The organism is Streptomyces sp. BE303 (assembly GCF_036290945.1).
Lineage (GTDB): Bacteria > Actinomycetota > Actinomycetes > Streptomycetales > Streptomycetaceae > Kitasatospora.
In genome coordinates this window covers 97,810-114,805 of record NZ_JAQYWZ010000826.1, presented here as the reverse complement: position 1 = coordinate 114,805, position 16,996 = coordinate 97,810, and the positions used below count along the sequence as shown (strand labels likewise).

Annotated in this window: 15 protein-coding genes; 10 read left to right on the top strand and 5 right to left on the bottom strand. The window is 75.4% G+C overall.

The window, feature by feature from the left end; all coding sequences use genetic code 11:
- Positions 1 to 242: 242 nt before the first annotated feature.
- The 4 genes from PUR56_RS29230 to PUR56_RS29215 all read left to right on the top strand — a co-directional run bounded on the left by PUR56_RS29230 (position 243) and on the right by PUR56_RS29215 (position 3,749).
- Entirely contained in the window at positions 243 to 854 is a 612-nt protein-coding gene (locus PUR56_RS29230; protein ID WP_329951142.1) for an AAA family ATPase, read from the top strand.
- Between the two features lie 264 nt (positions 855 to 1,118).
- Positions 1,119 to 2,132: a zinc metalloprotease gene (locus PUR56_RS29225; RefSeq protein WP_329951141.1), complete on the top strand. Its 1,014-nt coding sequence runs from the start codon at positions 1,119 to 1,121 to the stop codon at positions 2,130 to 2,132.
- A 282-nt stretch (positions 2,133 to 2,414) separates the two neighbouring features.
- The gene (locus PUR56_RS29220) at positions 2,415 to 2,879 is read left to right on the top strand and encodes a universal stress protein (RefSeq protein ID WP_329951140.1); all 465 of its coding nucleotides are present in this window, start codon (positions 2,415 to 2,417) and stop codon (positions 2,877 to 2,879) included.
- 42 nt (positions 2,880 to 2,921) lie between these two features.
- A complete protein-coding gene (locus tag PUR56_RS29215) occupies positions 2,922 to 3,749 on the top strand; it encodes a DNA-formamidopyrimidine glycosylase family protein (protein WP_329881774.1) in 828 nt (275 codons plus the stop codon).
- A 15-nt stretch (positions 3,750 to 3,764) separates the two neighbouring features.
- Here PUR56_RS29215 and PUR56_RS29210 read toward each other — a convergent pair whose 3' ends face one another.
- The 3 genes from PUR56_RS29210 to PUR56_RS29200 form a co-directional block, all read right to left on the bottom strand.
- Positions 3,765 to 4,400 carry a uridine kinase gene (locus PUR56_RS29210; RefSeq protein WP_329951175.1) on the bottom strand — a complete coding sequence of 212 codons (636 nt, stop codon included), beginning with the start codon at positions 4,398 to 4,400 and terminating at the stop codon, positions 3,765 to 3,767.
- 76 nt (positions 4,401 to 4,476) lie between these two features.
- Entirely contained in the window at positions 4,477 to 5,787 is a 1,311-nt protein-coding gene (locus PUR56_RS29205; protein ID WP_329951139.1) for an outer membrane protein assembly factor BamB family protein, read from the bottom strand.
- A gap of 100 nt (positions 5,788 to 5,887) precedes the next feature.
- The gene (locus tag PUR56_RS29200; protein ID WP_329881776.1) at positions 5,888 to 6,229 is read right to left on the bottom strand and encodes a DUF4326 domain-containing protein; all 342 of its coding nucleotides are present in this window, start codon (positions 6,227 to 6,229) and stop codon (positions 5,888 to 5,890) included.
- 248 nt (positions 6,230 to 6,477) lie between these two features.
- Here PUR56_RS29200 and PUR56_RS29195 point away from each other — a divergent pair, with 248 nt between their 5' ends.
- From PUR56_RS29195 to PUR56_RS29170, 6 genes are all read left to right on the top strand, one after another.
- A complete protein-coding gene (locus PUR56_RS29195; RefSeq protein ID WP_329951138.1) occupies positions 6,478 to 8,931 on the top strand; it encodes a SpoIIE family protein phosphatase in 2,454 nt (817 codons plus the stop codon).
- A gap of 104 nt (positions 8,932 to 9,035) precedes the next feature.
- Positions 9,036 to 10,760: a sensor histidine kinase gene (locus PUR56_RS29190; protein WP_329951137.1), complete on the top strand. Its 1,725-nt coding sequence runs from the start codon at positions 9,036 to 9,038 to the stop codon at positions 10,758 to 10,760.
- A 183-nt stretch (positions 10,761 to 10,943) separates the two neighbouring features.
- Positions 10,944 to 11,612, top strand: coding sequence for a response regulator transcription factor (locus PUR56_RS29185; protein ID WP_329881779.1), 669 nt, complete (start codon positions 10,944 to 10,946; stop codon positions 11,610 to 11,612).
- A gap of 670 nt (positions 11,613 to 12,282) precedes the next feature.
- Positions 12,283 to 13,047: a transglycosylase family protein gene (locus PUR56_RS29180; protein WP_329951136.1), complete on the top strand. Its 765-nt coding sequence runs from the start codon at positions 12,283 to 12,285 to the stop codon at positions 13,045 to 13,047.
- A gap of 516 nt (positions 13,048 to 13,563) precedes the next feature.
- Positions 13,564 to 14,319, top strand: coding sequence for an SDR family NAD(P)-dependent oxidoreductase (locus tag PUR56_RS29175; RefSeq protein ID WP_329951135.1), 756 nt, complete (start codon positions 13,564 to 13,566; stop codon positions 14,317 to 14,319).
- 151 nt (positions 14,320 to 14,470) lie between these two features.
- Positions 14,471 to 15,070, top strand: a complete 600-nt coding sequence (locus PUR56_RS29170; RefSeq protein WP_329951134.1) for a TIGR03086 family metal-binding protein — start codon at positions 14,471 to 14,473, stop codon at positions 15,068 to 15,070.
- A 91-nt stretch (positions 15,071 to 15,161) separates the two neighbouring features.
- Here PUR56_RS29170 and PUR56_RS29165 read toward each other — a convergent pair whose 3' ends face one another.
- Together PUR56_RS29165 and PUR56_RS29160 are read right to left on the bottom strand one after the other, a co-directional pair.
- On the bottom strand, positions 15,162 to 16,352 hold the full coding sequence (locus tag PUR56_RS29165) for an alpha/beta hydrolase family protein (RefSeq protein ID WP_329951133.1): 1,191 nt from the start codon (positions 16,350 to 16,352) through the stop codon (positions 15,162 to 15,164).
- 118 nt (positions 16,353 to 16,470) lie between these two features.
- Positions 16,471 to 16,938, bottom strand: a complete 468-nt coding sequence (locus PUR56_RS29160; RefSeq protein ID WP_329951132.1) for a (2Fe-2S)-binding protein — start codon at positions 16,936 to 16,938, stop codon at positions 16,471 to 16,473.
- Positions 16,939 to 16,996: the final 58 nt, after the last annotated feature.

Genomic DNA, 16,996 nt, shown 5'->3' with positions numbered 1-16,996 from the left:
CGGACGTCAGGGTCTTGGGGATGCCGGACCTGTCCGGACCGGCCGATTCCGGGCCCGCGGCCGGGCCCGGGGCGGAGCCGGTGAGTCGGTCGGGGAACGGGACCGGCGGCGAGTCCGGGCCCGGGGCGCCGGCGGGCGCGACCGCGGGGGCGCCGGCCGGGCCCGTCGCCGCGGTCGCGCCGCCCGAGGCCGGGGGCGAGTCCGGCGCCAGGGTGCCGGCGCCGCGGACGGCCTGTCGAGGGGTGTCGCCGGAGCCCGCCGGGACGGTGCTGCGCCCCCGCGGGCTGCAGGACCTCCGGCAGGGCCGGTCCCGGCCGGCCGTGCTGCACTACCCGGCGGGGGACCTGCTGGTGGTCTCCGGGCTGCCCGGCAGCGGGAAGAGCACGCTGATGCGCCGCTGCGTCCGCACCCTGCTGGTCGACTCGCAGCAGGTCCGCGAGGAGTACGCGGCCCGGGTGCCCGGGTGGCTGCCCTACGCGGTCTACCGGCCGGTGGTCCGGGTGGCCCACTACCGTCGGCTGCGGCGCGCGGTGCTGGCGGGTGGCCCGCTCGCGGTGCACGACTGCGGGGCGGTGCCGCACGTCCGGCAGTGGCTGGTCCGGGAGGCCGCGCGGCAGGGGAGGCGGGTGCACCTGATCCTGCTGGACGCCAGCGCAGAGGAGGCCCGCGAGGGGCAGCAGGCCCGGGGCCAGGCGGTCTCCGCGTACGCCTTCGCACGGCACCGGGAGGCCGGCCGGCGGCTGCGCCGACGGCTGGCGGGGACGGGGGAGCCGCCGGCCGGCTGCGCCTCGGCGGTGGTACTCGACCGGGCCGGTGCGCGCGCCCTCCGGGAGATCGTCTTCGTGGCGTCGTAGTCTCGGCGAGGGCCGTCGCCGCTCCACGGAGCCGACGGGGCGTCAACTTTCGGACAGACCGGGGCCGGTACTGTGCGCATGCGCGCGACGGGAAATGCTCGATGTGCGGCCGGGTCGGACCGCTCAAACTTCCGGATTATGTCTGATATGTCGTCAGAAGTTCCAGGCCGGAACGAGCCTGACGCGTACACGCGACTCTGCGTAGCCTGAGCTCGGCGGCCCCCCTCAACCGCCGTCCCCCACAACTCCCCCTCAGGAGCGCAGATGCGTCGTTCTGCTCGCGTGCCCTCGCGTGCCGCCGCAAGGTTCCTCGGTGCGGCCGCCCTCACCGCGGCCCTCGGACTCACCCAGTTCGCCGCCCCCTCCACGTTCTCCACCGCCACCGCGGCCCCCGGGGCCCCGGTCGCCGCCGCCGAGTGCACCGGTGACGCGAGCCAGGACGCCGCCGCGCGCAAGCCCGCCGGCGGTTCCGCCGGCCAGGAGCCCAACGCCGTCAGCGACGCCCAGGCCAAGGCCATGGACGCCGAACTCCAGGCCCGGGTCACCCAGCTGGCGCTCTCCCCGGGGGGCAACGCCCTGCTCGCCCCCGGCACGCTGGCGGCCACCACGACCGTCCCGGTGTACGTGCACGTCGTCCACTCCGGGACCACCGGCAAGCTGTCGGCCGCCACGATCACCAAGCAGATCGCCGTCCTGAACGCCGCGTACGGCGGTCAGGGTGCGGGCAACACCCCCAGCCAGTTCCAGTTCCAGCTGGCCGGCACGGACTACACCGACAACGCCACCTGGTACAACGGCATCACCCCGGGCTCCTCCGCCGAGCGGTCGATGAAGAGCGCGCTGCGCAAGGGCAAGGCGGGCGCCCTCAACCTCTACACCGCCAAGCTCGGCCAGTCGCTGCTCGGCTGGGCGACCTTCCCCAGCTCCTACCAGTCCAACCCGACCGACGACGGCGTGGTCGTCCTGGACACCTCGTTCCCCGGCGGCTCGGCAACCAACTACAACGAGGGCGACACCGCCACCCACGAGGTCGGCCACTGGCTCGGGCTCTACCACACCTTCCAGGGCGGCTGCAGCGGCCAGGGCGACTACGTCTCGGACACCCCGGCCGAGAAGAGCGCCGCGTACCAGTGCCCGGCCGGCCGTGACACCTGCACCACCACCGGGGTCGACCCGATCCACAACTTCATGGACTACACGTACGACTCCTGCATGACGCAGTTCACCGCCGGTCAGGTCGCCAGGATGGCCAGCTCCTGGGCCGCCTACCGGACCTGACGGTCCGCGGCGACCGCCGCCCGGAACACCGGCGGGTGCACGGCCATCGGGCCGCGCACCCGCCGGTGCCGTTTCGGCCCGGCCGGCCGGCAGCCCGACGGGCGGTCCGGCGGTCCGGCTGCCCGGTCGTCCTGGACTTCCTCGGCGCCGGGCCCGGATCGCACAGGGTTCGAAAGCATTCGGGGCTCCCGGCGTGGCAAATGGCGACTGTTTGTCCGCTTTGATCTATGTTCGAGGGGACAGCAGTGCAGTCGGGAGAGCAGTCGAGCAAGGAGCAGCGGTATGGCCAACAGCGCGAACCCCCGGATCGTCGTCGGCGTGGACGGCTCGCCCGCCTCGGAGCAGGCCCTGCGCTGGGGCGTCGACTACGCCCGGCTGGTCGGCGGCACCGTCCAGGCCATCGCGGCCTGGGAGTACCCGGCCTTCTACGGCTGGATCGGGGCGGGCGTGCCGGCCCCCGACTTCAACCCCGAGGAACTCGCCGGGAAGACGCTCGCGGAGAGCGTCACCCGCGTCGTCGGTGACGACCCCGGCGTCCGGATCGCCGAGTCGGTCATGCCCGGCAACGCCGCGCAGACACTGCTGGAGGCCGCCGCAGGAGCTGCGCTGCTCGTCGTCGGCAGCCGCGGCCTCGGCGGGTTCTCGGGAGCGCTGCTCGGCTCGGTGAGCCGCCACCTCACCGAGCACGCGCCCTGCCCGGTGGTCGTCGTCCGCGAAGGGGCCGCCGGCGCGGGCACCGCCGCGTAGCCGGGCGTGCGGCGGGCCGCCGTACGGAGGCAGGATGGAGGCATGCCAGAAGGTGACTCCGTCTACCGCGCGGCGGCCCGCCTGCACGAGGCCCTCGCCGGACAGCTGCTGACCACCGCGGACCTGCGGGTGCCCGCGCACGCCACCGCCGACCTGACCGGCCGCCGGGTGCTGGAGGTCGCCCCGCGGGGCAAGCACCTGCTGACCCGCCTGGCGGGCGGCCTCACCCTCCACACCCACCTGCGGATGGACGGCCGCTGGGAGGTCTACCGCCCCGGCCAACGCTGGGCCGGCGGACCGGCCTGGCAGATCCGGGCCGTTCTGGGGACCGAACGCGGCACCGCCGTCGGCTACCGGCTGCCCGTCGTCGAGCTGCTCCGCACCCGGGACGAGGAGCGGGCCGTCGGCCACCTCGGACCCGACCTGCTCGGCTCCGGCTGGGACCCGGCGGAGGCGGTCCGCCGCCTGCTCGCCCACCCCGTCCGGCCGCTCGCCGAGGCCCTCCTCGACCAGCGCAACCTGGCCGGCATCGGCAACGTGTACGCCAACGAGCTGTGCTACCTGGCCGGTGTCACGCCGTGGACGCCGGTCGGCGAACTGACCCGCCCCGAGCGGCTGGTGGACCGGGCCCGGCAGCTCCTCGACGCCAACAAGCTGCGCTCCGGCCACGTCACCACCGGGGACACCCGGCGCGGCCACCAGCACTGGGTCTACGGCCGGGCCGACCGGCCGTGCGTGCGCTGCGGGACGAAGGTCCTGACGGCGAGCCAGGGCGTCCCGCCGCAGGAACGGGTGGCGTTCTGGTGCCCGTACTGCCAGCGCGGGCCGGCCCCGGCGGCCCGGCCGGTGGGCGCACGGCGCGGCCGGTGAACGGGCCGTCCGGCGTCAGGGGCGCTCGACCAGGGCCGGGTGGCGGGGGTCGTCGACACGGACGGTGAGGTCGGCCGCCTCGGTGGGGACGGTCTCCGCCTCGTAGCGGGCGAAGGCCGGCAGCGTCCACCGCTCCTCGGACGGGGTGCGGCGGGCCAGCGCCGCCGGGGAGAGCGACAGGTGGACGGTCAGCTCCAGCGGCAGCCACCGGCCGAGCAGCAGCGCACCGTCCAGCAGTAGGACGCCGCCGGGCGGCAGGGTGACGTACGGCGCGCGGGTGGAACGGTCGGTCGACGGGTCGCGCAGGCTCGGCAGCACCCGGCCGGTGCCGCCGGGCTCCAACGGGTCCAGCACCTCGCGCGCCAGGGCGCCGTCGTCGAGCCAGAGGTCGTGGAAGGCGTCGGCGTCCTGCTTGCCGTACTCCAGCCGGACCGAGGCCGGGCGGAGGAAGTCGGCCGCCGAGACCCGCAGGGCCGGGCGGCCGCGCAGCCGCAGCGGCTCCACCAGGGCGTCGGCGAGCGCGCCGGGCCGGGCCGCCGCCGCCCCGTCGACGGCCACCCGCTGCCGGCGCCCGTCGGCCCCGGGTGCGGCGGCGATCCGTTCGGCGAGCAGCTCGACGAGGCGGTCGAACGAGATCGGGCGAATCTTCACGGAGTCGTCCACGAGGTCATCCTGCCGTGGGGGTGGGCGGGCGCCGGGCCGGCCGCCGTTCGTCCTCGGCGAACAGTCACGGGACGGGCAGCGGGCCCATGGCGTACAGGACGCTGTCGTGGCCGCCGTAGAGGTTCGCGCCGTCCGTGAAGACCGACCAGACGTCGACGCCGGGGCCGGAGTCGGTGAAGCTCCGGGACTCCCGGCCGGACACGGTCTCCAGGTGGTGGAGGCCGTCGGCGGCCGGGCCGGGGACGATCAGCTCGGCGCCGGCCAGCACGGGGCGGGTGCGGCGGTCGAGGCGGAACGGCAGCTCGTGCCGCCAGAGCTGCTCGCCCGTGGCCACGGCATGCGCGGTGACCAGCCCGTTGTCCCGCAGGACGTAGACCTGGGTGCCGTCGCTCACCGGAGGCAGGGCGCGCCACTCCTCGCCCTGGCCGGGGGCGATCGACCAGCGCGGGACGCCGTCGGCGTGGCGCAGGGCCCGCACACCGGCCGCCCCGTCGGGGAGGTACAGGTTCTCCAGGTCGATCGCGGACCACGCCGCGCTGCCCGCCGCCCCCCAGAGCCGGCGGCCGGTGGCGCCGTCCAGCAGGGAGACCCCGGCGGTCGGGTCCGAGTCCCGGGCCAGGAGGCGACCGGACCAGTCGAGGGCGGCGACCAGACCTTCGCCGCGTTCGGCGGCCGGGCGGGACCAGACCACGGTGTGCGTGGTGGCGTTCACCGCGAACAGCCTGCCGCCCGGGCCGAGCGGGCGGCTCTCGGCCCGGCCGTAGAGCAGGCTTCCGTCGCAGCCGAGCAGGGTGACCCGGTCGCCCAGCTCCTCGGGCAACGGCATGCTCCAGTCGGCGAACGGGCCGATCAGCGTGCGGGCGTCGATGTGGCCGGGCGAGGTGGTGAAGACGCGACCGGCGCCGACGATCACCGGGCTGTCGGCCGGCGCGCCCTTGGACACCGGGAACTCCATCGTGCGGGTCACGGCGCCGGTGTCCCGGTCGAGCACCCGCAGGGCGTCCCCGGAGAGGTGGACCGGAGCGTTCGGCCGGCCGTCGAGCCGCAGCGGCGTCATGGGCGCGGGTCCCCGGTACGTCCAGAGCGGCTCCGGCCCGTTGACCCGGGTCGGCAGCGGCAGCGGCTTCGGCGGCGCCGGTTCCGGCCCGCCCGACGACCGCGACACCCCCCAGACCGCGGCGCCCGCGGCCAGCACCCCGGCACCCAGCAGCAGCCGCCGCCGGTTCGGCCCCGGTCCGCGCTCCCCGCCGCCCCCGCCACTGAGCACGTCCGCCCGCCCGCCGTCGGTGCCGCCGCCCTCACCGTCCCACTGCCAGGACGCCTTGCCGGGCTCGCGCCCGGCACTCTCGGAACGTTCGGACGGTACGGACGGCATGGCTCGGTACTCGTTCCCCCCGGGGCAGCACTGCGCTGCACTGTCCACGGAGGATATCCAAACCGCACGGCCGGCCCCGCGTGCGGCGGCGCCGGCCCGCTCAGGCGGGGACGCCGTGGTCGGCGAGGTCGGCGATGACCTGGGCGTGGCAGGGGAGCGGCGCGCACCAGCAGCCCAGGCGGTGGCCGCGGAGGCCGGGGACGAGGGCGAGCAGGGCGGGACGGGCGAGCAGGTAGGCGCGGTAGTCGGCGAGCATCTGCTCCCTGGGCAGGTCCGGCCCCGGCCGCCACGGGCAGTGCAGCGGCGACGCGGCCAGGTGCCAGCCGCCGCGGTGCATCGCCCGGCCGACGTAGACGACGTCGGCGTAGGCGGGGTCGTCGCGGTGGCCCTTGAGGTTGACCACGGTGGTCGGGGACGTCGGGCCGGAGGTGCTGCGGGTCATGGTGACGATGGTGACGCGGACGGGGTGCACGGGCACCCCGGGGGCCGTGTGACCGGTGCGTCCGGTGGGTTCGCCTTGACAGCCCCTGGGGCCCGGCGTAGCAAGAGAAGATGCGCCAGGGTGTGCCGGCGGACCCGCCCGGTCCGCGACCGAGCGGCGGTGGTGCCCGGGACGCGCGATCCGACCCGCACCGCCCCCGGGAGCACGCTGCCCCCGTCCGGGCGGATCCGGCCGGACCCGCCGGCCCGGTGGCGACCGGGCCGGGCGGGCCGGACGGCGCGGCCCAGGAACGCGACGCCCTGCTGGCGGTCGCCGTCCGGAGGGTGCTGGGCACCACCGACGCGTACGGCGCGACCGTCCACCTCCGCTCGCGCGACCGGCGCTCGCTGGTGCTCTGCGCCATCGCCGGCGTGCCGCTGTCGATCATCAGTCCGTTCCGGCGGGTCGCCGCCGCCGGGCCGCTGCCGGCAGCGGTCTCCTACCGCACCGGGCGGACGGTCACGCTGTCCGACACCGAGGACATGATGCGGCGCTTCCCCCAGCTGGCCGTCGGCATGCCCTACGACTTCGCCTCGGCCTGCGTCCCGATCCGCACCGGCGACGACACGTACGGGGTGCTCAGCGTGCTCTGGCCGGCCTCCGACGACGGGGTGCCGGAGGGCGCGCGGCGCCACCTGCGGACGGTCGCCAACCGCCTCGCCAACGGCCTGGCCGGCCTGGAGGCGGCCGGCGGCGCGGTCGAGCCCAACGGCGACACCACCGTGGTGGAACTGACCCCGCCGTCCGCGCCCACCACCCGGGTCGGACTGTTCGACTGGAACGTGGTCACCGGCGAGGTCTCCGCCGACGACCAGTTCTGCGAGATCTTCGGCCTCGCCCCCGGCGACTTCGACGGCCGCGCCGAAACCCTGGCCGGCCGGATCGCCGCGGGAGACCTGCCGGAGTTCCGGACCGCCGTGCGCGGCGCCCTCGACCGGGGCCACGTGCTCGCCGCCCGCCTGCGCGTCCTGGACCGGGACGGGCACCCGTACCCCGTCGAGCTGTGGGCCCGGGTGCCCGGCAGCGGTGCGGACGGTCGCAGCCGCCTAGTCGGTGCCGTCCTCGACACCCGGACCGGGACGGCCGCCGCCGCCGCCGTGGAACGGCTGCGCGACGGCGTCTTCTCGCTCGACCCGGACGGCCGGATCACCTTCGCCAACCACAGCGTCGAGCTGCTGCTCCAGACCCGCCGCGAGGACCTGCTCGGCCACCACCCCTGGCACGTGCTGCCCTGGCTGTCCGACCCGGTGTACGAGAACCGCTACCGGGCCTCGCTGCTCTCGCAGCAGCCCACCGCCTTCCTCGCCCGGCGTCCGCCGGACCACTGGCTCGCCTTCTCGCTCTACCCGGACGCCCACGGCGTCACCGGCCGGGTGGTCGCCGCGGTGCCCCCGCCCGGCGCGGCCGAACCGCCCGCCGAGCCCGCGCCCGGCACCTGGACCGGCCTCGGCGTCATGTACCACCTGCTGCAGCTGGCCAGCGCGCTCAGCGAGGCCGTCACCGTCCGCGAGGTCTGCCGGGCGGTCGCCGACGAGATCCTGCCGGCCCTCGGCGGCCAGGAGCTCGCCATCTACGCCGTCCGGGACCGGCGCCTGCACCTCGTCTCGCAGAGCGGTTACCCGGACGGCTTCCTCGACCACTTCGAGGGCACCCCGATCGGAGCCCGGGTGCCCGGCGCCGAGACGCTCAGCACCGGCACCCCGATCTTCTTCGAGTCGGTCGGGCAGCTCGCCGCCGCCTACCCCGGCATCGAACTGGACGAGATGGGCGCCTGGGCCTTCCTGCCGCTGATCGCCTCCGGCCACCCGGTCGGCAGCTGCATCCTCGGCTTCGACCGGGCCCGCTCGTTCACGCTGGAGGAACGCGGCCTGCTCACGGCCCTCGGCGGCTTCATCGCCCAGGCCCTGGAACGCGCCCGCCTCTACGACGCCGAGTTCGCCCTGGCCCGCGGCCTCCAGCAGGCGCTGCTCCCGCACCGACTGCCGCGCCTGGACGAGGTCCGGATCGCCGCCCGCTACCTGCCCGGCACCCAGGGCATGGAGATCGGCGGCGACTGGTACGACGCCATCGTCACCGGGCGTGACCTCACCCTGGTCATCGGCGACGTCGAGGGCCACAGCGTCGGCGCGGCCGCCACCATGGGCCAGCTGCGCAGCGCCGTCCGGGCCTTCGCCACCGTCGGCCACCCGCCGGACGAGGTGCTCGCCCGGACCAACCAGCTGCTGCTCGACCTCGACCCCGGGCTGCTCGCCAGCTGCTGCCTGATCCGGCTCACACCGGGCGACGGCCACGCGCTGGTGGCCCGGGCGGGACACCTCCCGCCGGTGCTGCGCCACCCGGACGGGCGTACGGAGGCGCTGTACGTGGCGGGCGGGCCGCTGCTCGGCGTCGACCACCGGGCCGAGTACCCGGTCAGTGAACTGCGGCTGGCCCCCGGCTCACTGCTCGTGCTGTACACGGACGGGCTGGTGGAGGACCCGGCCGCGGCGATCGACGAGGGCGTGGAACGGCTGCGCGCCGCGGTCGCGGGCCACGGCGCGGCGGCGGGGTCGGCCGGCGACGGCGTCGAGGTCCTGGACCGGCTGGCGGAGCGGCTGCTGCACGAGGTGGGCTCGACGCACCGGGTCGACGACGTGGCGCTGCTGCTCACCGCCTACCGGTGAGGCGGGGGCCCCGCCGAGCGTCCGCCGGGTGCGCGACTTTCGTCGGACCGGCCGGCGACGAAGGGTGGCGGCGGTCACGCCGTCCGGTTCGTTAGCCTCACCGGGTGGACGTCATAGCAAGAGCCTGGTCGAAGGCGGTACGAACCGCACTGCCCGGTCCGTGGCGGCTCGGGCTGGTGCTGCGCGAGGGGATCGGCGCGATCCTGCTCGGCGGGCTCGCCCTGATGATCGAGGTGCTCAGCAGGAGCGGCCTGGCCGTCCCGGTCGCTCCCCTCGTCGCCGTCCTCTTCCTGCTGCGCCGGGGCCTGCCCGCGACCGTCCTGGTGGCGACCGCGGCGGCCAGCGGCTGGTGCGGGGGGCCGCTGCCGCTGCTCGTCTGCGCAGGCTGGTCGGCCGGTGCCCGGGTGACCAGGGTCGGTGTCCTGGCCGGCTCCTTCACGGTGGGTTTCGTCCTCATCACCGCGTCCAGCGTGGTGAAGGACATGGACCAGGCGCCGGTCAAGCTGGTGGTCGGCCTGTCGCTGGGCGGCTTCCTGCTGCTCGCCGTGCTGCCCGCGCTCTGGGGCCGGTACCGGGCGCAGCGCCGGGCGCTGATGGACGCGCTGAGCGAGCGCAACGAGCAGCTGCTGCGCGAGCGGGCAATGGTCGCCCACCAGGCGAGGCTGCGCGAGCGGCACCGGATAGCCCAGGACATGCACGACAGCCTGGGCCACCAGCTCGCCCTGATCTCCGTCCACTCCGGGGCCCTGGAGGTCGACCGGACCCTCAGCGACCGGCAGCGCGAGGCGGTGGGCGTGCTCCGGCTGGCCGCGGTCGCCGCGATGCGGGAGCTGCGGGAGGTGGTCGGCGTGCTGCACGACGAGTCGACCGCCGCGCCGGCCGTCGCGGGTGCGGCGGCGGGAGCGGGCGCCGGGCCGGGCGTCGGGCCGGGCGTCGGCGGCGCCGGTGGGGTGGACGGGATCGAGCAGCTGGTCGAGTCCTCGCGGGCGGCCGGCACGGTGGTCGCCTTCGTCCGGGACGGCGAGCGACGCCCGCTCGCCGCGTCCGCCGGGCACGCGGCCTACCGGATCGTTCAGGAGGCGCTCACCAACGCGCACAAGCACGCGCCGGGCGCGCCGATCAACATCGCGCTCCGGTACGAGCCGGACGCGCTGGTGGTGGAGGTGGTGAATCCGGGAGCGCCCGAGCCCGTGGGCGTGCGCGCCGGGCGCGCCACCACGGTCGTCAGCGGCGGGCAGGGGCTGACCGGACTGCGCGAGCGGGCCCGGCTGGTCGGCGGCATGGTGCACGCCGGGCCGACGCCGGAGGCCGGGTTCCGGCTGGCCGCCGTGCTGCCGTACGAGGGGGCGGAAGGGGCCGGGGGCGTCGCCGGCGGTCCCGTCGGCGGAGGCACGGGTGCTCCCGGGGAGGTGCCGGACTGGGCGCTGGACGGCGTTCCGCCGGTCGAGGCCGCACCGCCTCGGCGGCGGAGCCCGGCGATCGGCTGCGCGATCGGCGGGGCCGTGGTGCTGCTCGCCGTGCTCGGGCTGGTGGTGTGGGGCGTCGTCGCCTTCATCCGGGCCACCGACGACTCGACCGTGCGGCGGCCGCTGTACGACTCGGTGGAGGTGGGCACGGCGGAGGCGGACGTGAGGCGGATGCTCCCGCCGGGCAACAGCTTCTTCACCAAGGACCTGGAGCGGGGCGGACCCACCCCGCCGGCCGACTCCTCCTGCCGTTACTTCCTCTCCGACACCGACGGCGACGGCTGGGAGGGCGACAACGTCGTCCGGTTCTGCTTCAAGGACGGTGTGCTGGTGGAGAAGAAGCACTACAACGTGTCGCCTTGACACCGCCCGCCACGCGGAGCCTCCACGCGGAGCCGTCGTGCGGGACCCGCCGGGCCGGGAGGTCCGGCCGGTCCCGCGTCGGCCGGTCCCGCGTCGGTGCGCGGAGGTGTGAGGATGGTCCCCGGCAGCACCGGGGGGATCCTGTGCCACGCCGTCAGGACCAGCCCAAGGGGATGACCAGCAGTGATCCGAGTCCTCGTCGCCGACGACGAGCCGCTCATCCGGGCCGGAATCAGGATGATCCTGTCCTCGGCCGACGACATCGACGTGGTGGCCGAGGCCTCCGACGGCCGCCAGGCCCTGGAACTCGCCCGCGCGCACCGGGTGGACGTCGTCCTGCTGGACATCCAGATGCCGGTGATGGACGGGCTGACGGCGCTCGCCGAGCTGCCGAGGAGCGCCCCCGGCGCGCGGGCGCTGATCCTCACCACCTTCGGGGAGCGTGACAACGTGCTGCGCGCCGTGAGCGACGGCGGTGCCGGCTTCCTGCTGAAGGACACCGCGCCGGCCGAGCTGATCCAGGCGGTCCGTGCGGCCGCCACCGGACACGCCTTCCTCTCGCCCGCCGCCACCCGCCACATCGTGGACTCGCTGGCCGCCGGGCGGTCCGGCCCGGCCGCCGCGCGCGGGGCGGATGCCCGGCGGCGGCTGGAGGTGCTGACCGGGCGTGAGCTGGAGGTGCTGGCGCTGTTGGGGGAGGGGCTGTCCAACGCGGACGCGGGCGCCCGGATCCACATGAGCGAGGCGACGGTGAAGACGTACGTCAGCAGGATCCTCGCCAAGCTAGGGTGCGAGAACCGCGTCCAGGCGGCGCTGCTGGCCCGGGACGCGGGCCTGGACGGCGCGCGGTAGCGGGTTCCTGACGGGGCGCCGGCCGCCCCCGAAGGGCGGTCAGAACGCCTTCGGCCGTCCGCCGCACGGGTTCTGACGGCGCATGTCGTCCTGGTACGGACCGATCGCGTGCGGTGATCTGAGTGGCTTTTTGGTGACGCTGGGTAGTGGGCGTGGTGAACGCCACGTCGACGGCCCGCGGAACCGGGAACTCCGATCACCGCGGTGACGGAGCGTCGGGCGGCGGTGGCTCCCTGTGGACGATGTGGGAACCCTCACATCCCGTTCGGTGTGAGCGAGGGCACGGAAATCGATCGTTTGGGCCTGAATATGCGGTCGAATCCGGTCGAATCGGGGACGCTTTCATGATCAATACCGCCGGTAACAGTCAACTGACCTGCGGCGTCCAAGAACTGCTTGAAGCGGCCCGGTAGCGCCCGTAGCTTCATTGGCGGTGCAACGAGCACCACCCGGGTTCACCCCCGACGCACGGCCCGCCGACTGACCACCGGCGCGAGGGCCGTGTCCGCCGAACCGGCCGGCTCGAAGAGGCCGTCGGCGAGCGGGGGTGGCCGGGGCGGCGCGCCACGTCGGACACGTGTGCGACCGCCCATCGAGTGAGGGAGCGACAACCGGCCCCGGCAGGGGCCTGGTTCCGCATGCCTGCCCGGGGCTTGTCGAGAGGACTTCCATGGATCCCCGTCACGAGACCGCCGCTGCCACCGCTGCCGACAACGCCACTTCGGGTACCGGCGCCACCAAGCGCAACCGTGTCCGGATGGCTGTCGTGGCCGGAGCCGCCGTCGCGGCCCTGCCGGTGGCCGGCCTCGTCACGGCCACCTCGGCCTCCGCCGCACCCGCCTCCGCCTGGGACTCCGTCGCCAAGTGCGAGAGCGGCGGAAACTGGAGCATCAGCACCGGCAACGGCTTCTACGGCGGACTGCAGTTCACCCCCTCGACCTGGAAGGCGTTCGGCGGCACCGCGTACGCGGCCCAGGCCAACCAGGCGTCCAGGGCGCAGCAGATCGCCGTCGCCGAGAAGGTCCTCTCCTCGCAGGGCCCGGGCGCCTGGCCCGTCTGCTCGGCCAAGGCGGGCCTCGCCAGGGGCGGCGCCCCGGCCGCCGTCGACACCGCGGCTCCGGCGCCCAAGGCGCAGCAGCCGGCGAAGGAGCAGCCGGCCAAGCCTGCCGCGAAGCCCGCCGCCAAGCCGCAGCAGGCGCAGGACCAGAAGCCGCAGTCCCGGAAGGCGCCGGCCCAGGAGGCCGCGAAGCCGGCCAGGCCCGCCGCGTCCGAGAAGAACACCGGCGGCGGCAGCTACACCGTCAGGAGCGGTGACACGCTGAGCGGGATCGCGGCCAAGTTCGGCACCGACGCCACGAGCCTGCACGCCAAGAACGCCCGGGCGATCGGCGGCAACCCGAACCTGATCTTCCCGGGCCAGACCCTGACGGTCTGAGCCGGGGCGAGCGGTGCAGCCCTGACGACCCGTGCGCCGGGAGCCCGTGCGCCCGGTGTCCGTGCCCCGGGGGTCCGTGCCCCGGAGGCCCGCGTGTTGAAGGCCGCCGCTGAAGGCCGGCGCTCCGGGAGGGTCGCGCCCTGACGAACGGTGCACCGGTGGCGCCGCGCCCCCCGGGTCGTGCTCGGCGCTCCGCTGCCGCAATCCGGGCCCGTCGCCCGGACGGCCCGGACCGCCCCCGGGCAGGCCGGACCGCCCCCGGGCAGGTCCTCCGGGCCCGGCGGTCCGGGCGCGGACGCCCGCGAGACGTGGCTTCCGGAACCTCCGAACGGCCGTCCCCTGCCCGGGGGCGGCCGTTCGGCGTGTCCGCCGGTCGGGCCGGGCCGGACGTGGAGGCGGGGGGTCGTGTGCTGATTGTTGAACGTTGAACGCGACGTCCGAATACCGCCGGAGTCCCGGACGGCGAGGCCCGAGGATCGAGTCATGTCCACGAACGAGGCAAGGAGTTCCGACGATATGACGACGACTGTGCTGGCGAAGCTCGACGGCAAGGTGGCCCTGGTGACCGGTGGCAGCCGGGGCATCGGGGAGGCGGTGGCGCTCCGGCTGGCCGAGGACGGCGCGGACGTCGCACTGACCTACCTCGGCAGCGCGGAGCGGGCCGAGGCGGTGGCGGCGAAGATCACCGCGATGGGGCGCCGCGGGTGGGCGGTCAGGGCGGACAGTGCGGACCCGCAGGAGGTGCGGGCCGTGGTCGCGGCGGTCGCCGAGCGGTTCGGGCGGCTGGACATCCTGGTGAACAACGCCGGGGTGGGCGTGCTCGGGCCGATCGGTGAGATCGGTCTGGACGACGTGGACCGGGTGCTGGAGGTCAACGTCCGCGCGCCGTTCCTGTTCGCCCAGGCCGCCGCGGCCCACCTGACCGAGGGCGGTCGGATCGTGACCATCGGCAGCTGCATCGCCAAGCGCACCGCCTTCCCCGGCGGCAGCCTGTACGCGACCAGCAAGGCCGCGGTGATCGGACTCACCAAGGCGCTGGCCCGTGAGCTCGGCCCGCGCGGGATCACCGCCAACGTGGTCCACCCGGGCCCGATCGACACCGACATGAACCCGGCGGACGGGCCGTCGGCCGCCTTCCAGGCGGGGTTCACCGCGCTCGGCTCCTTCGGCCGGGCCGCCGACGTCGCCGCGACGGTGGCCCACCTGGCAGGGGAGGAGGGACGCTACGTCACGGGTGCCGAGATAGCCGTCGACGGCGGCTTCGCCGTCTGACGCAACGGCACCCGGGCGACCGGCCCGGGGTGTTGCTCCGGGCCGGTTGTCAGTGGTCCCGTTTACGATCGCCCGGTCCGACCACGTATGCGGGGACCCGCACGCGGGCGCACGCCCGGGTGCGGGTCCCGAGTGATCCGAGAGGTGCGTCATGACCGGAGCGGAAGACCCGATCGAGCTGCTCGCCCGTGCGCTCGCCCAGACCGCCGGCCTGATCGACGGCGCCGGCGCCGAGCAGGCCGGTCACCCGACCGCCTGCCGGTCCTGGGACGTCGGACAGCTGATCAGCCATCTCCTGTTCGACCTGGAGCAGTTCACCGTCCGGGCCGAGGGCGGCACCCCGGACTGGTCGGCGTCCTTCGAGCGGGTCGATGAGGACTGGCTGCACCGCTTCGAGGCCGGCGCGGATCGGCTGGTGGCCGCCTGGCGACAGGCCGGGGACCTCGACGGGGTCATCCAGGTGCCCGGCGCGGGCGAGTTGCCCGCCCGCTTCCCCGTGGACCAGCAGATCGCCGAGTTCGCCGTCCACGCGTGGGACTTGGCGAAGGCCACCGGTCAGTCCACGGACGGCCTCGACCACGAGGTCGCCCGGGCGTCCCTGGCCTGGGGGCGCGGCGCGCTGCGGCCGGAGTACCGGGGGAGTGAGGAGGAGGGCCGCTCGTTCGGCGCGGAGGTGAAGGTCGACGAGGATGCGCCGGTGTACGACCGGCTCGTCGCGTTCTTCGGGCGCGACCCGGAGTCCGCCGGCTGACGCGCGGGGCGCCGGGGCCGGCGGGCCGTCCCGGACGGACGCGTCCTGTGCGGACGCGTCCCGGGCCGGTCCCGCGCCCCTCCCGGTCCGGTCAGCCCCGGCTCCAGACGAACGCGATCTCCGGATGGCGCCGCGAGGGCGCCTCCAGCAACGGGGACGGCCGACCGCGCAGGAAGCGGTCGAAGTGCGCCCGGACGTACGCGCGGGTCACCGCCGTGGCCCGCTCCGGTGCGACGGTGCCGAACAGGTCGCTGTAGACGTCGGCCGGCAGGTGATCCGCGAGGTGGCCCGGGCCGGCGGCGTGCGGCAGGTCGGTGAAGCTCAGGTGCCCGGCACCGCGCAACTGCAACTGGCGCCCCCAGCCGCGCTGGTGCTGGCGCCAGCGCTGCCAGGTGTCGTGGTCGGCCAGCGACGTGAGCAACAGGAACGGCCGGTCCAGGCCCTCGTCGGCGACCGGTGAGCCGAAGAAGCCGCCGTCGAGGTTGAGCCCTGTGACGAACCGGCTGTCCTGACGGACCGCCTCGGCGGCGGCCGAACCGCCCATGGAGTGGCCGAAGGCGCCGATCCGGCGCCGGTCGGCGCGCGGCAGCCCGGCCCGTCGGGCGGTCCGCCCGGTGGTCAGCTCGGTCGCCACGAACCGCAGGTCGCCGACCCGGGCGGAGACCTCCTTGCGCTCGGCGGCGTCCCAGTCGGCCGGATCCGCCTCCAGGACGCTGCGCACCAGCCGTCCGTCCGGGAACTCCACGGCGGCCGCGTCGTAGGTGTGGTCGATCGCCGCGACCAGGTAGCCGTGGGCCGCCAACTCCTCGGCCAGCGCGGTGCAGTTGCTCCGCCCGCCCTGGCGGCCGTGGCCGAGCAGCAGCAGCGGGAGCCGGTCCGGTACGGCGGGCGCCCCGGTGCGGGCGGTCGGGCGCAGGGCCGCGATGGTGCCGGGATCCACCGGCAGCGACTCCTCGAAGGCCGCGCCCACCCGGGTCGTGGTGTACGCGGCGCGCGGTGCACCGCCGTTCCCGAGCGCCGGGTACCAGAGCTGCACCATCAGTTCGCGCGGTCCCGATACGAAGGGGTCCTGCCGGTCCTGGTCCACGAGGTGCAGCGACACCGTCCCGACCGTGCGCCGGACGGTCGGCTCGGGCAGGTCGATCGGCCGGGGTGTACCGGGCCGGGCCGCAGGAGCGGGTGCGGCGGCCGGTGCGGCCTGCGCCACGGCGGTGGGCAGGGCGAGCGCGGCGCCGCCCAGGCCCGCGACGGTCAGCAGGGAACGGCGCCGGAGCATCGTCATCCCACCCTTCGGTTCGGTGATCCTGACGGCAGCTCACCCTAGGTGGACTAGACCATCGATGGCTAGGGGTGTCTCCTGCGGGAACGGCGCGCGGCCGGAGCCCCCGGCCCGGGCCGGTTCAGGTGCCTGACGCGGTCCGGGCCGCCGCGCGCTTGATGGCCTCCCGGATGCGGGGGTAGGTGCCGCAGCGGCAGATGTTCTGGATCTGGTCGACGTCGGCGTCGGTGGGAGCCGGCGTGCGGCGGAGCAGGGCGACGGCGGTCATGATCTGCCCGGGCTGGCAGAAGCCGCACTGGGCGACGTCGCACTCCAGCCAGGCTTCCTGGACGGGGTGCAGGGTGTCGCCGTCGGCGAGCCCCTCGATGGTGGTGACACGCCGGCCGGCGCAGTCCTTCACCGCCACCGTGCAGGGCTGGAACTCGTCGCCGTCCAGGTGGCTGGTGCAGGCCCGGCAGACACCGACGCCGCAGCCGTACTTGGGACCGGTGACACCGAGCTTGTCGCGCAGGACCCAGAGCATGGGCATGTCGTCCGGGGCCTCGACGGTGACCGGCTGCCCGTTGAGGACGAAGGTGTGGCTGGGCATGGGGGACGGGGTGTCCTTCGGGTTCGTGGGCCGGAGTTCGTGGGCCGGGTTCGTGGGC

Coding starts and splice junctions, on each gene's coding strand:
- PUR56_RS29180 (WP_329951136.1), top strand. CDS start 12,283: ATGGATCCCCGTCACGAGACCGCCGCTGCCACCGCTGCCGACAACGCC.
- PUR56_RS29165 (WP_329951133.1), bottom strand. CDS start 16,352: ATGACGATGCTCCGGCGCCGTTCCCTGCTGACCGTCGCGGGCCTGGGC.
- PUR56_RS29205 (WP_329951139.1), bottom strand. CDS start 5,787: ATGCCGTCCGTACCGTCCGAACGTTCCGAGAGTGCCGGGCGCGAGCCC.
- PUR56_RS29200 (WP_329881776.1), bottom strand. CDS start 6,229: ATGACCCGCAGCACCTCCGGCCCGACGTCCCCGACCACCGTGGTCAAC.
- PUR56_RS29220 (WP_329951140.1), top strand. CDS start 2,415: ATGGCCAACAGCGCGAACCCCCGGATCGTCGTCGGCGTGGACGGCTCG.
- PUR56_RS29160 (WP_329951132.1), bottom strand. CDS start 16,938: ATGCCCAGCCACACCTTCGTCCTCAACGGGCAGCCGGTCACCGTCGAG.
- PUR56_RS29175 (WP_329951135.1), top strand. CDS start 13,564: ATGACGACGACTGTGCTGGCGAAGCTCGACGGCAAGGTGGCCCTGGTG.
- PUR56_RS29225 (WP_329951141.1), top strand. CDS start 1,119: ATGCGTCGTTCTGCTCGCGTGCCCTCGCGTGCCGCCGCAAGGTTCCTC.
- PUR56_RS29215 (WP_329881774.1), top strand. CDS start 2,922: ATGCCAGAAGGTGACTCCGTCTACCGCGCGGCGGCCCGCCTGCACGAG.
- PUR56_RS29170 (WP_329951134.1), top strand. CDS start 14,471: ATGACCGGAGCGGAAGACCCGATCGAGCTGCTCGCCCGTGCGCTCGCC.